Source organism: Stenotrophomonas sp. STEN083, from assembly GCF_056759195.1.
The window spans coordinates 1-11,685 of sequence record NZ_JBRRCU010000100.1; the positions used below are offsets into that span (position 1 = coordinate 1).

General features: G+C 64.5%; 10 protein-coding genes. 3 read left to right on the forward strand and 7 right to left on the reverse strand.

The genetic code is table 11. The features are described from left to right. Positions 1 to 270 precede the first annotated feature (270 nt). A complete protein-coding gene (locus tag ACVOK8_RS18650) occupies positions 271 to 906 on the reverse strand; it encodes a response regulator transcription factor (RefSeq protein ID WP_282271898.1) in 636 nt (211 codons plus the stop codon). Continuing rightward, on the reverse strand, positions 903 to 2,009 hold the full coding sequence (locus ACVOK8_RS18655) for a sensor histidine kinase (protein ID WP_481568129.1): 1,107 nt from the start codon (positions 2,007 to 2,009) through the stop codon (positions 903 to 905). Before ACVOK8_RS18655 ends, ACVOK8_RS18650 begins: the two co-directional genes overlap by 4 nt. A 166-nt stretch (positions 2,010 to 2,175) precedes the next feature. On the opposite strand from ACVOK8_RS18655, the gene ACVOK8_RS18660 reads away from it, so the two are divergent. Next, positions 2,176 to 2,883, forward strand: coding sequence for a DUF2306 domain-containing protein (locus tag ACVOK8_RS18660; RefSeq protein ID WP_481568130.1), 708 nt, complete (start codon positions 2,176 to 2,178; stop codon positions 2,881 to 2,883). A gap of 110 nt (positions 2,884 to 2,993) precedes the next feature. Here ACVOK8_RS18660 and phhA read toward each other — a convergent pair whose 3' ends face one another. After that, positions 2,994 to 3,884: a phenylalanine 4-monooxygenase gene (gene phhA, locus ACVOK8_RS18665; protein ID WP_481556002.1), complete on the reverse strand. Its 891-nt coding sequence runs from the start codon at positions 3,882 to 3,884 to the stop codon at positions 2,994 to 2,996. Positions 3,885 to 4,016: 132 nt separating this feature from the next. On the opposite strand from phhA, the gene ACVOK8_RS18670 reads away from it, so the two are divergent. Next, a complete protein-coding gene (locus tag ACVOK8_RS18670; protein WP_282271903.1) occupies positions 4,017 to 4,499 on the forward strand; it encodes an Lrp/AsnC family transcriptional regulator in 483 nt (160 codons plus the stop codon). A gap of 161 nt (positions 4,500 to 4,660) precedes the next feature. Here ACVOK8_RS18670 and ACVOK8_RS18675 read toward each other — a convergent pair whose 3' ends face one another. From ACVOK8_RS18675 to ACVOK8_RS18685, 3 genes are all read right to left on the reverse strand, one after another. Next, positions 4,661 to 5,695, reverse strand: coding sequence for a patatin-like phospholipase family protein (locus ACVOK8_RS18675; RefSeq protein ID WP_481568131.1), 1,035 nt, complete (start codon positions 5,693 to 5,695; stop codon positions 4,661 to 4,663). A 106-nt stretch (positions 5,696 to 5,801) separates the two neighbouring features. Beyond that, positions 5,802 to 6,419: a hypothetical protein gene (locus tag ACVOK8_RS18680; RefSeq protein WP_481568132.1), complete on the reverse strand. Its 618-nt coding sequence runs from the start codon at positions 6,417 to 6,419 to the stop codon at positions 5,802 to 5,804. A 173-nt stretch (positions 6,420 to 6,592) separates the two neighbouring features. Further along, positions 6,593 to 7,606 (reverse strand): TIGR00266 family protein, encoded by a 1,014-nt coding sequence (locus ACVOK8_RS18685; protein WP_481568133.1) that lies wholly within the window; start codon positions 7,604 to 7,606, stop codon positions 6,593 to 6,595. Positions 7,607 to 7,779: 173 nt separating this feature from the next. Between ACVOK8_RS18685 and ACVOK8_RS18690 the strand changes: the two genes are divergently transcribed. Beyond that, entirely contained in the window at positions 7,780 to 10,083 is a 2,304-nt protein-coding gene (locus tag ACVOK8_RS18690) for a TonB-dependent receptor (RefSeq protein ID WP_481568134.1), read from the forward strand. Positions 10,084 to 10,324: 241 nt separating this feature from the next. Here the strand turns inward: ACVOK8_RS18690 and ACVOK8_RS18695 are convergent, their stop codons facing one another. Beyond that, positions 10,325 to 11,431 carry a glycoside hydrolase family 18 protein gene (locus ACVOK8_RS18695; RefSeq protein WP_481568135.1) on the reverse strand — a complete coding sequence of 369 codons (1,107 nt, stop codon included), beginning with the start codon at positions 11,429 to 11,431 and terminating at the stop codon, positions 10,325 to 10,327. Positions 11,432 to 11,685: the final 254 nt, after the last annotated feature.

Consider the following 11,685-nt stretch of genomic DNA (forward strand, 5'->3'; position numbering starts at 1 on the left):
CCTACACGTGCTTCTGGGCACCGCGACGTAACGGGCTGCCGCACTCCGCTCTCAACCACAATCTACTCGGCTGGCAGACACACGCGGCGTCAGCCGCGAAGCCGGCAATGCTGCAATCTCTGGCACTCCCGCAACCTCATGGTCTACAGGCTTCGCGGCTGACGTCGCTCCTACAACTGCTGGTTGGTTGCGGGCGAAGCCCCTGCCGAGCATGGCTCGGCACTACCGGTTGCTGCGCACCGCGATAGCGATTTGCGCTTCGGCAGATTGCTAGATCACCCGCAGGGTGATCGCCTTCAACACCGCGCGGGTACGGTCGCGGGTGTCGAGCTTGTCGAGGATGGTCGACACGTAGTTCTTCACCGTGCCTTCGGCCAGGAACAGGCTGCCGGCGATCTCGCGGTTGCTGTAGCCACCGGCCATCAGCCGCAATACCGCGACTTCCTTCTGGCTGAACAACTCCTTCGGCGCATCGTCGGCGTGGTAGCGATAGCGCTGCCGTACCGCATCGGTACTTACCGGCTGCAACAAGGTCTGCCCGGCGATGGCGCGGCCGATGGCGTCATGCAGGTCTTCCGGTGCTGCATCCTTCAGCAGGAAACCCTGCGCACCGGCTTCGGTGGCACGCAGCAGCAGGTCGCTTTCGTCGAAGGTGGTCAGGAACACGCACGGCGTTTGATCGCCGCGCTCGCGCAGGGCTTTCAAGGCCTGGATGCCGTCCATGCCCGGCATGCGGATGTCCGACAGGATCAGCTGCACCGGCTGCTGCGCGATCTGTTCGAGCAGGGCGTCACCACTGTCGGCCTCGAACACGATGGTGATGCCGAGCTGCTGCAACAGGGCGCGCAGGCCGGCGCGGATCAGGGCCTGGTCATCGACCAGGGCAATACGGGGGGAATCGTTCATGCCGGTAATTCCACACGAATCTGCAGGGCACCGGAAGCAGCACGTTGCAGCTGCAGGCTGCCGCCTTGTTCGTCCACGCGTTCGCGCATGCCGGTCAGGCCATTGCCGGCGCGTGGCTCGCCGCGCAACTGGCCATCGTCTTCCATCGCCAGCAGCAAGCGTCCGTCACGGCGTTGCAGGGCAACCTGCAGCACCTTGGCATCGCTGTGGCGGGCACTGTTGGTGAGCGCCTCCTGCACGCAGCGCAGCAGGGTTTCGGCCTTGGCGGTATCGCTGACCTGCACGTCGGCATCCAACTGCAGCTGCAGGCGCGGACGTGGCAACGGGGCAGCCAATGCGTGCAGCGCGGTGTCCATGTCGAGCTGGCCGCTGTCGCGCAGGCAATGCACCACGGCGCGGATATCGCCCAGCAGCTCGGCGGACAGCTGTTCGCACAGGGCCAGCTCAGGCGCGGCGTCCGTGCGGCCGGCAAGCGCGCGCAGGTGCAACCTCAGCGCCGTCAGCTTGTGCCCGGCCACATCGTGCAGTTCACGCGACAGCCGCAGCCGCTCCATGTCGCGCGATCTCTCGGCGAGCAGGGCGCGGGTAGCCAGCAGATCGGCATTTACCAGCGCCAGCCGGTCGCGCGCCTGTTCGGCGCTGCTGGCGTAGTGTGTGGTGAGCATGGCGAAAGCCTGGAAGCCGGCGAAGATCAACACCACCGCGGCCGGGTGACTGTGCACCTCGCGCAGCACCAGGTACATGCCCAGGTTGACCAGCAGCATCACCACCAGCGTGATGCGCAGAGGCCAACTCATCGCCACCTGCGCGGCCAGCATCACCAGCAGGGCGGGCGCCACACCGCTGCTGGCGGCCAGGCGGATCACCGCCAGTGCTGCCAAGGCTTCGATCAGCAGCGCCACGTTGCGCCGTGGCGAGGGCCGCTCATAGCTGGCGGCAAACAGAAAGGCGACGAGGAACAGCAAAGCGCTGCCCCAGCGCAGGGCGAGTTGCTCGGCGGAGCCATAGGGCAGGGTGGCCGCTACCGCCAGCCAGGTCAGCAGGCCGGCGAGGTTGAGCGGGTGCAGCAGCCTGTGCCAGCGCGAACGGGGAGTGATTTCCATGCACGCATGCTGGTGGGCGCAGGCCTCAGCGGCAAGGGGGGCGGAGCAGAAAGTGACTTCCGGCAGGGTCGAGCAATGACTGCCGCGACTGCCGTGCGAGCGCCCGAAAACGCACGCTGTGCACAGGCCATCGCATTCGCCGGCCATCACTGAAGAGATCGCTGTCATGCCCGGATATTCCCTGATCGTCGCGCTGCATGTGCTGGCTGGCGTGGTCGCCTTGGTCGGCTTCTGGTCGGCGGCGTTCATGAAGAAAGGCTCGCCGCGGCATCGCGCGCTGGGCAAGGTGTATCTGATGGCGATGGCGGTGATCGTGGTTACCGCGCTGCCGATCACCATCCAGTTCGCCTTCTTCCGTCAGCAGCCGCTGTCAGCCCTGTTCCTCGCCTATTTGATGGCGATCACCGGCAACGCGACCTGGTTGGCGTGGCGCGCAGTTACCGACAAGCGCGACTGGAAGCAGCTGGTGTCGCGGCCGGGCTGGCATCTGGCGCTGTGGCCGATGGTGATCCTGGCGCTGGTGGTTGTCGGCACCGGCATCCAGCACCGTCAGCCCCTGTTCCTGGGCTTCTCGTCGATTGGTCTGTGGGTGGGCTGGCGCATGCTGAAGTTCGCCCGCCGTGGCCCGTCGCGTCCGGACTGGGCGTTCCGTCAGCACTATCAGTCGATCCTGGGTGCGGGCATTGCTACCCACGTGGCGTTCCTCGGTATCGGCATGCGCCCGGTTTGGCAGTGGCTGCTTGCGCACACCACCGTGCCGGCGTTGTTGATCGAGCTGTTCCCGTGGGCGGCACCGTTGCTGGTGGCGGTATTGGTCGGCGTCTACCTGGACCGCAAGTACGGGGGGCGGCGGGTGGCCAGGGCGGCGCAGTGAGTCGCGGGAGTTGGTAGCCCCGGGTGCGTTTCGCTTGCCCGGGCTAGCTGGGACGCAGACGAAGAAGCCGCCCTTGGGCGGCTTCTTCCATTGCAGCGATGTGCGCTGGCTCAGACGTCGCCGCCGTCGGCCCAGCCTTCGCCGTTGCCGCGCTGGAATACCGTGTCACCGGCCTGCACATCTCCCGCCGGCAGATGTTCGGCATCGGCAAGACGCGCGTAGATCGGGGTGAAGTCAGGCTCGGTCGCGGCCATCAGCTGTTCGAAACCGTCGATGACGAAATAGCTCTTCTGGAAGGTGTCGATGCGGTAGCGGGTGCGCATGATCCGCTCCAGATCAAAGCCGATCCGGTTCGGTGCGGCCGACTCCAGCGAGTACAGCGACTCACCCTTGGACGAGACGATGCCGGCGCCGTAGATGCGCAGGCCGTCGGCGGTATTGATCAGGCCGAATTCCACCGTATACCAGTACAGGCGGGTCAGGTTCTGCAGCGCGTCCGGGCCGATCGCATGCGCCTTGACGCCGCCACGGCCGTAGGCGGCCATGTAGTCGGCGAACACCGGGTTCATCAGCAGCGGCACATGCCCGAACAGGTCGTGGAACAGGTCGGGCTCGGCGATGTAGTCGATCTGGTCCGGGCGGCGAATCCACCAGGTCACCGGGAAGCGGCGGTTGGCCAGGTGGTCGAAGAAATCGAGTTCAGGCAGCAGGCCTTCCACCCCGACCAGGGTCCAGCCGGTGGCCGCGCCCAGCACTTCATTGAGCTGGTCGAAGCGCGGGATCATGTGCTCGCTCATGCCCATCTCGTCCTGGGCATCGAGGAATTCCTGGCAGGCACGGCCGACCAGCAGCTCGCGCTGGCGCTGGTACAGGGTGCTCCAGGTGGCATGGTCGTCGGCGCTGTAGCCGTCCCAGGGCTGCTCCACCACGGCGGTGGTATAGACCGGCACGTAACCCTTGTCGGTCTGCTGGTGTTCGACGCGGCGCGGGTTGGCTTCCATGGCGGCAGCTCCTGAAGGGAATAGATAACCGCATGGTAGGAAGCCTGCCGCGCAACAGGTGTGCGTAATTGCGCTGTCAGCCGGTTATGACGCAATATTGTTGCGTCCATTCAATGGTGCGGAGCAACAAAGATGGCGTCGGTGAATCTTGATCGCACGGATCTGCGGCTTCTGGTCGAAATCCAGCAGCATGGCCGCGCCACCAACGCCGAGCTCGCGGCGCGGGTGAATCTCTCGCCATCGGCCTGCCTGCGGCGGGTCCAGCGACTGGAAGCGGAGGGGGTGATCGCCGGTTATGGCGCACGGCTGGAGCCACGTGCGATCGGGCTGGGCCTGCAGGCCTTCGTGCGGGTGCAGCTGTCCAAGCACGGCCAGGCGGCGATAGATCACTTCGTGCAGGCGGTGCAGCTGTGGGACGAAGTGGTGGCCTGCCATGCGCTGACCGGTGACATGGACTATCTGCTGCAGGTCTACGTACGCGACCTGGACCACTTCTCGGAATTCCTGCTCGACAAGCTGCTCAACGCGGCTGGTGTTGCCGACGTCAATTCCAGTTTCGTGCTGCGCACGGTGAAGGAGTTCCGCGCCCTGCCGCTGTCGCAGCTGGGGCGGTAAAGAAGCGCCGGCGCTGCAGCTTGAAGCCCCTCTCCCGCACGCGGGAGAGGGGTTGGGGTGAGGGTGCTTCTGCTGTTGAGCTCTTGATCTGAAGGTCTATCAGCTTCGCGGCTTACGCCGCTCCTACAAAAGCTGCAGCCACGATGTCCTGCCGTTGATCGTCAACGCGCCGGCGCGCTGCAGTTCTTCTCGACACCACGCAGCTTTTCGATGCGGCTGCGGCTGTCCTGGCAACGCTGATGTGCTTCGGCCTGCACGGCGGCAGCGCGGGCATCGGCATTGCGCGCGGTGGCAACACGCGCCTGCTGCAGGCGGGCAATGCCGGCACGGATCTGCGGCATCGCCGCCATCGCGGCCTTCTCGCCTTCGAGGATGGCGCGGCCACGCTGCTCGAAATCGGCCGCGCCGATGTCCAGCACCGCCGGGCGGATCACCACGTCGGCGCGTGCCAGTTCCTGCTCACCCAGGCGCTGGCCCATGATGGTGATGGACTGGCCCACCGCACCCAGCAGGCCGGTCGGGCGCTGGCCGGTGGCGCGGCTGGAGATGTCCACCGCGATAACGAACTCGGCCCCCAGCTGCCTGGCCGCATCCACTGGCACCGGGCTGACCACGCCGCCGTCGACATAACTCTTGCCACCGATGATCACCGGCTCGAACACACCGGGAATGGAGCTGGAAGCCCGCACCGCCTGGCCGACATTGCCGCGCACGAATACCGCGCGTTCACCGGTCTCCAGCTGCGTGGCAACGGCGGCGAACGGCTTCTCAAGTTGCTCGGCGCGCTTGTTGCCGACCTGCGCGTTGACGTAGTCCTGCAGCTTCTGGCCTTGCACCAGGCCGCCGGAGAACAGGCGGATATCACGGATGCTGGCTTCATCCAGCGCGACGGCCTTCTGCTGCATCTGGAAGGCGTTCATGCCGCTGGCATACAGGGCACCGACCACGCTGCCGGCGCTGGTGCCGGACACCACTACCGGCTCGAAGCCATTGGCTTCCAGCATCTTGATCACGCCGATATGGGCGAAGCCCTTGGCCGCGCCACCGCCCAGCGCCACACCGATCTTGACCGGCTTTACCGGCGTGGTCGGCTGCACCGCAGCCGGCGGAGTGGGCTTGGTGTTCTCGCCGCCGCAGGCTGCCAGCAGGCCGAACAAGGAGAGGGACAGCAGCAGTCGAGCGTTGCGCGCTTTCATGATGAACAGGGGGTATTGGAAAGGGCGCCAGCATAGCGCTTTGTATGGGCAAGGCCGCCAGCGGGCCATCGTGTGGTTTAGCTGCGGCTGTCATCCGCAGCCGGAACTAGCCCGCCGGGACGTTCACCGTTGGCGTCCAGAACAACGCGAGTATGCCAAGCGCGATCACTACCCAGAACAGCCCGCCCACTACCAGCCAGGCCCAGTTTGCTGCGATCAGTCGCGAATTCTCTGCCCCTGTTGGATCACCGCAGGCAAGGTTGGCCGCGCGTTGCGCCTGCACGAGTGCCATCGCGTTCACCGCCAGCAACAGCATGCCGATGCCGAAGCTGGGCAGAGCCGGCAGGAGGTTATCGGGGATGCGGCTGACGATGCGTCCGCCAATGGCTGAGATGACATAAGCGCCGGCCCACAGGCCCGGTGACCAAACGTAGCGCTTGCCTGCACGACGCAGCCGATGGTCGATTTCCTGGTTCAGGCTGTTGGCGAAGAAGATAGCGAAGATCGCGCGCGGCACTGGCCAGATATCCAGCTTCTTGTCGCGCTTGTGCCGGGCCCAGTGTTTCCAGAACCAATACAGCGAATAGAAACCGAGGGTGGCGACGTAAAGCAGCACCAGCTTGGTGATTGAAACCACATAGAACGGCGGCAAGGCCGACGGTTCCATGGTTTCCTGCGTCAGTGAGGCCTGTGGTGGTGCGTAAACATTGTCCTGCGCGTGCATGGCGTCCTGCCACCCCCTGAAAATGAATGCGGCGAGTATGGCGACGGCGCCAGGGAGCGACAAGCAGATACGTCTTCCATGCGTGGACGACGGGACGCTGCGTGCGTGCAATGGATGCGTGCATGATTCCGTAACCCGGCCTCTCCAGCCGGGTTACGGAAACCACGGCGACATCAGAACTTGTTGTCCCCATCCAGCAAGCGGCCCAGCCCACCCAGCACCGAGCCCTCACCGCGGCTCTGGCCACCGCCCTGCGGTGCGGCGGCAAACATGCGGCCAGCCAGGCGCGAGAACGGCAGCGACTGCAGCCACACCTTGCCCGGGCCCGTCAGGGTGGCCAGGAACACGCCTTCGCCACCGAAGAACATGCTCTTCAGGCCAGCGACGCGGCGCACGTCCATGTCCACGCCGCCGTGGTAAGCCACCACGCAGCCGGTATCCACGTCGATGCGCTCGCCCGCAGCCAGCTCACGCTCCACCACGCAGCCACCGGCGTGCACGAACACCCAGCCGTCGCCTTCGAGCTTCTGCATGATGAAGCCCTCGCCGCCGAACAGACCGGTCATCACCTTGCGCTGGAAGTGCACGCCGACCTGCACGCCGCGCGCGCCGGCCAGGAAGCTGTCCTTCTGGCAGATCAGCTTGCCGCCGTGCTGGTCCAGCTTCATCGGGATCACCGTGCCGGGATAGGGCGCGGCAAAGGCGACCTTGGCCTTGCCGTTGCCGGTATGGGTGAACACGGTGGCGAACAGGCTTTCACCGGTGATCACACGCTTGCCGGCCGACATCAGCTTGTCCATGAAGCCGCCGCCCTGGCCCTCGTGGCGGCCGTCACCGAACACGGTGTCCATCTGTACGGTTGAATCCTTGAACATCAGCGCGCCGGCCTCGGCAATCGCGCTTTCGCCCGGATCCAGTTCGATTTCCACGAACTGCATCTCATGCCCGATGATGCGGAAGTCGATATCGTCGGCACGGTTGCGGCTGCCACCTACCGGCGGCGGCATCGGCGGCGGGCCGGCCTGGCCGCCGAAGTCGGCGATCTCGGTCACCGCCTGCCAGCCCTGCATGCCCTCGCGCCAGGCCAATGCCTGGCGGCTACCCTGGGCAAAACGGCGCGCTGCCTCATCGTCCATCGGGCCGACGCGATCGGCCTGGCCGGGAATATGGAAATACCACTGGGTCATGACAAGGTGCCTGGGCGGGAAGTAAGTGCCAAGTCTATGCGGCGGACGGGCTTCACACCCCTGACAGGCGTCATGCCGCTGAATACCTGAACGATTGCGATACGAATGTTGTACTGCAACAATTCCATGCTAGGCGCAGTTCCCCATTCCTCCTCAACAGGCCCTTCTCCGCCATGTCCCCGACCCGTACCGTCCGCCGCCGCCTGCCGGCTGCGCATCCGCTGTTTGTCGCCGTTCTCGCCGTACTGCCACTCACCGCTGCCGCGCAGGATGCGACCCCGGCCCAGAAGCAAGCCGCCACGCTGGATGCGGTGAAGGTCACCGCCGCACGCAAGGTGGAGAACATCCAGGACGTGCCGGTGTCGATCAGCACCGTCAGCGGCGAGAAGCTCGACGCGCTGGCCTCCGGTGGTACCGACGTGCGTTACCTGTCCGGCCGCGTGCCCAGCCTGAACATCGAATCCTCGTTCGGTCGCGCCTTCCCGCGCTTCTACATCCGGGGCTACGGCAACACCGATTTCCGCCTCAACACCTCGCAGCCGGTCTCGCTGGTGTATGACGACATCGTGCAGGAAAACCCGATCCTGAAGGGCTTCCCGATCTTCGACGTGGATCAGGTGGAAGTGCTGCGCGGCCCGCAGGGCTCGCTGTTCGGCCGCAACACCCCGGCCGGCGTGGTCAAGTTCGACTCGGTGCGTCCGTCGCAGGAGTTCGAAGGCTACGGCAAGGTCGGCTACGGCAGCGACAACCTGTGGAATGTGGAAGCCGCCGTTGGCGGCGCACTGAGCGCGCGCTGGTCGGCACGTGTGTCGGCCCTGTACCAGCGCCGCGACGACTGGGTGAAGAACACCGGCACCGGCCCGAACGATGGTCTGGAAGGCTATGACGAATCGGCCGTGCGCGCGCAGTTCCTGTACGAAGGCGACAACTTCGAGGCGTTGCTGGGTGCGCACAAGCGCCACCTCAACGGCACCGCGCGCCTGTTCCGCGGCAACATCTTCAAGAAGGGCAGCAACGACTTCGTGCCCGGCTTCGACCCGGACAAGGTATCGATCGACGGCCTGAACCACTCCGAGCTCGACAGCAGCGGTGCCAATGCACGCCTGAGCTGGGACCTTGGCAACTACAAGCTGTCCTCGATCACCGGTTACGAGACCGTTGATACCTTCAGCGTCGGCGATATCGACGGCACCTCCGGCCCGTACTTCAACGAAGACGTACCGTTCGCCTCGGAAACCGCCGATGGCATTCCCAGCCACTCGCAGTGGACCCAGGAACTGCGTCTTGAATCGCAGAACGAAGGCCCGCTGAACTGGCAGACCGGCGTGTTCTATTTCAAGGAAGACTACGACGTCGACAGCGTCAGCTACGACACCACCAACGGCAGCAAGCAGGATGGCTTCCAGCGCATCAACCAGACCAACGATGCCTGGGCGGTATTTGGCGGCCTGAACTTCCAGGCCACCGACAAGCTGGAACTGCGCGCCGGCGTGCGTTACACCGTCGACAAGAAGGACCTGAAGGTCAAGGATTACTGGAATACCGGCTACGCGCCGTGCGTGTTGTCCGGCAAGTGCGACCTCGCTGGCCTGCTCGCCGCGCAGCAGGCGGCCTATGCCAAGGGCGACGCTGTCGATCCCTATCTGTCGGCCTCGACCAAGGACAAGAAGTTCAACTGGGACTTCTCGGCCACCTACGCCGTCAATGACACCGTCAACGTTTACGGCCGCGTCGCCACCGGTTTCCGTGGCAGCTCGATCCAGTCGGCGGGTGCGTTCAACAACAAGACCGTCGCCGATCCGGAAACCGTGCTGTCCTTCGAAGCCGGCGTAAAGGCGGACTTCTGGGACAACCGTGCGCGCCTGAACGCCAGCATCTATCACTACCGGGTCAAGGACCAGCAGCTGACCGCCGTGGGTGGTGTTGATGGCAACGCCAACATCCTGCTCAATGCCGACAAGAGCGTGGGCCAGGGCTTCGAGTTGGATCTGCAGGCCTACCTGACCGACAACCTGCTGGTCACCTTGGGCAGCGGCTACAACCATACCGAGATCAAGGATTCGGATCTGGACGTGGCGCCGTGCTTCTCCTGCGAAGTGACCGACCCGGTCATCAACGGCAAGGCGCGGATCAACGGCAACCCGCTGCCGCAGGCGCCGGAGTGGACCCACAACATGACCGCGCGCTGGTCGCTACCGCTTGCTGATGGCACCCAGCTCTACGTGTTCACCGACTGGGTCTATCGCAGCGAAGTGAACTTCTTCCTGTATGAGTCCAAGGAGTTCACCGGCAAGTCGCTGCTGGAAGGCGGCTTGCGTGTGGGTTACCAGTGGAATGACGGTGATTACGACGTGGCGTTGTACGGACGCAACATCACCAACCAGATCCGCGCCACCGGCGGCATCGACTTCAATAACCGCACCGGCTTCATCAACGAGCCGCGCCTGTGGGGCGTGGAGTTCAAGACCCGTTTCTAAGCGCTGGCTTGTGTGTTGAACAAAGAAGGCGCGGAGTAATCCGCGCCTTCTGCATTTCTGTAGTGCCGAGCCATGCTCGGCAATGGGGTATTGCCGATAGACCTGCCGAGCATGGCTCGGCACTACTTGGCGCTGCGGCGCGCAGCCAATTCACCCCTCTCCCGCATGCGGGAGAGGGGTTGGGGTGAGGGCAGCTTTTGCCGGGAACGCCCCCTGCCGAGCATGGCTCGGCACTACCGGGTCAGCGCAATGCCTCGTGCAACACATCAAGCAACTGCTCGTTGTCATCACCACGCTGCTCCCAATACATGATGCCGCCCAGGCCCTGCTGCTTTACGTAGTTGGCCTTGATCAGCAGCGATTGCGGATCGTCGTAGCTGATCATGCGTCGCTCCTTGGCATTCCACAGCCACGGCACCTGCGCTTCGTCATCCCAATGGCGTTCCCAGCCCGGCGCGTTGAGGCGGGTGTGGACGATGTCACGCCAGTTGATGAAGCCGCCTTCCTTGGTGAACTTCTGGAAACGACCGTTATTGTCCGTGCCGACATCACCAAAGGTGCGGCCATAGAACGGCACGCCGACATTGATCTTGGCAGCAGGCACGCCCGCATCGAGGAAGTACTTCACTGCATCCACGGTGGTGCGGCCCTGCGGCGTAGCCAGCGACGAGCGCGCAAGACCGGAATGATGGCCGGTGGTCTTGGTCAGGCTGCCGTAGAAGTCGTAGGTCATCAGATTGATCCAATCCAATGAGTTGGCGATGCGTGGCAGCTCCAGGCCCTCTGCAGCGCGGCCTTCGGCGGCGGCGATGGTCAGCAGGTAATGACGCTTGTCATTGCCTTCGCGGTCCAGGCGCGCGCGCAGCTCTTCCAGCAACACGGTGAAGTTCTGGCGATCATCCGGGCTGTGGCTGATGTCGGCATCGCCGAGCGTGGGGTATTCCCAGTCGATATCCAGACCATCGAGCTTGAACTGGTGCATCAGCGCGACGCTGCTGTCGATGAAACGCGCGCGTGCCGGCGCAGTGGCGGCGGCCTCGGAGAAGTTGCCGGCACCCCAGCCACCAATCGACAACACGATCTGCAGCGACGGGTTGTCCGCGCGCTTGGCGACTACCGCATGCAGACGTGCCGGATCGACGCTTTCGGGCAGGTAGACGGTTCCATCAAGGCGGACCAGGGCAAAAGCAAAGTTCACCACGTCAAGCTTCTGTGCCGACAACTGCAGTGGCTCGGAGCTGTCCATCACATAGCCGATCAGGCGCGGCGTCTGTGCTTGTACGGCGAAGGGCAGCAATGCGGCGAGCAACAGCGCATGCAGGCGTGGACTGCGAAGGAATACAGGCATGAGAGGTCCCGTAATGAGAGGACCCCGGACTGTAACCGCAGACGCCCATCACAGCACAAGGCAGTGACGTCGGAAACCATCGCGCCCACGGTAGAGCTGAGCCATGCTCGGCTGGGGGACACCGATAGCCCTGCCGAACGAAGGATTTGTGGGAGCGGGGGGCAGCCCGCAGCCGGCGTTGTTTTAAAAGCCGGTATTTGCGCGGTCTTATTGTCCAACAGCTTACCCGGAGACCCCCCGCCCCCAAAAAAGCG

Excerpts from the sequence above, each read along its gene's own strand:
- ACVOK8_RS18650 (WP_282271898.1), bottom strand. The coding sequence starts at position 906 with ATGAACGATTCCCCCCGTATTGCCCTGGTCGATGACCAGGCCCTGATC.
- ACVOK8_RS18655 (WP_481568129.1), bottom strand. The coding sequence starts at position 2,009 with ATGGAAATCACTCCCCGTTCGCGCTGGCACAGGCTGCTGCACCCGCTC.
- ACVOK8_RS18660 (WP_481568130.1), top strand. The coding sequence starts at position 2,176 with ATGCCCGGATATTCCCTGATCGTCGCGCTGCATGTGCTGGCTGGCGTG.
- phhA (WP_481556002.1), bottom strand. The coding sequence starts at position 3,884 with ATGGAAGCCAACCCGCGCCGCGTCGAACACCAGCAGACCGACAAGGGT.
- ACVOK8_RS18670 (WP_282271903.1), top strand. The coding sequence starts at position 4,017 with ATGGCGTCGGTGAATCTTGATCGCACGGATCTGCGGCTTCTGGTCGAA.
- ACVOK8_RS18675 (WP_481568131.1), bottom strand. The coding sequence starts at position 5,695 with ATGAAAGCGCGCAACGCTCGACTGCTGCTGTCCCTCTCCTTGTTCGGC.
- ACVOK8_RS18680 (WP_481568132.1), bottom strand. The coding sequence starts at position 6,419 with ATGCACGCGCAGGACAATGTTTACGCACCACCACAGGCCTCACTGACG.
- ACVOK8_RS18685 (WP_481568133.1), bottom strand. The coding sequence starts at position 7,606 with ATGACCCAGTGGTATTTCCATATTCCCGGCCAGGCCGATCGCGTCGGC.
- ACVOK8_RS18690 (WP_481568134.1), top strand. The coding sequence starts at position 7,780 with ATGTCCCCGACCCGTACCGTCCGCCGCCGCCTGCCGGCTGCGCATCCG.
- ACVOK8_RS18695 (WP_481568135.1), bottom strand. The coding sequence starts at position 11,431 with ATGCCTGTATTCCTTCGCAGTCCACGCCTGCATGCGCTGTTGCTCGCC.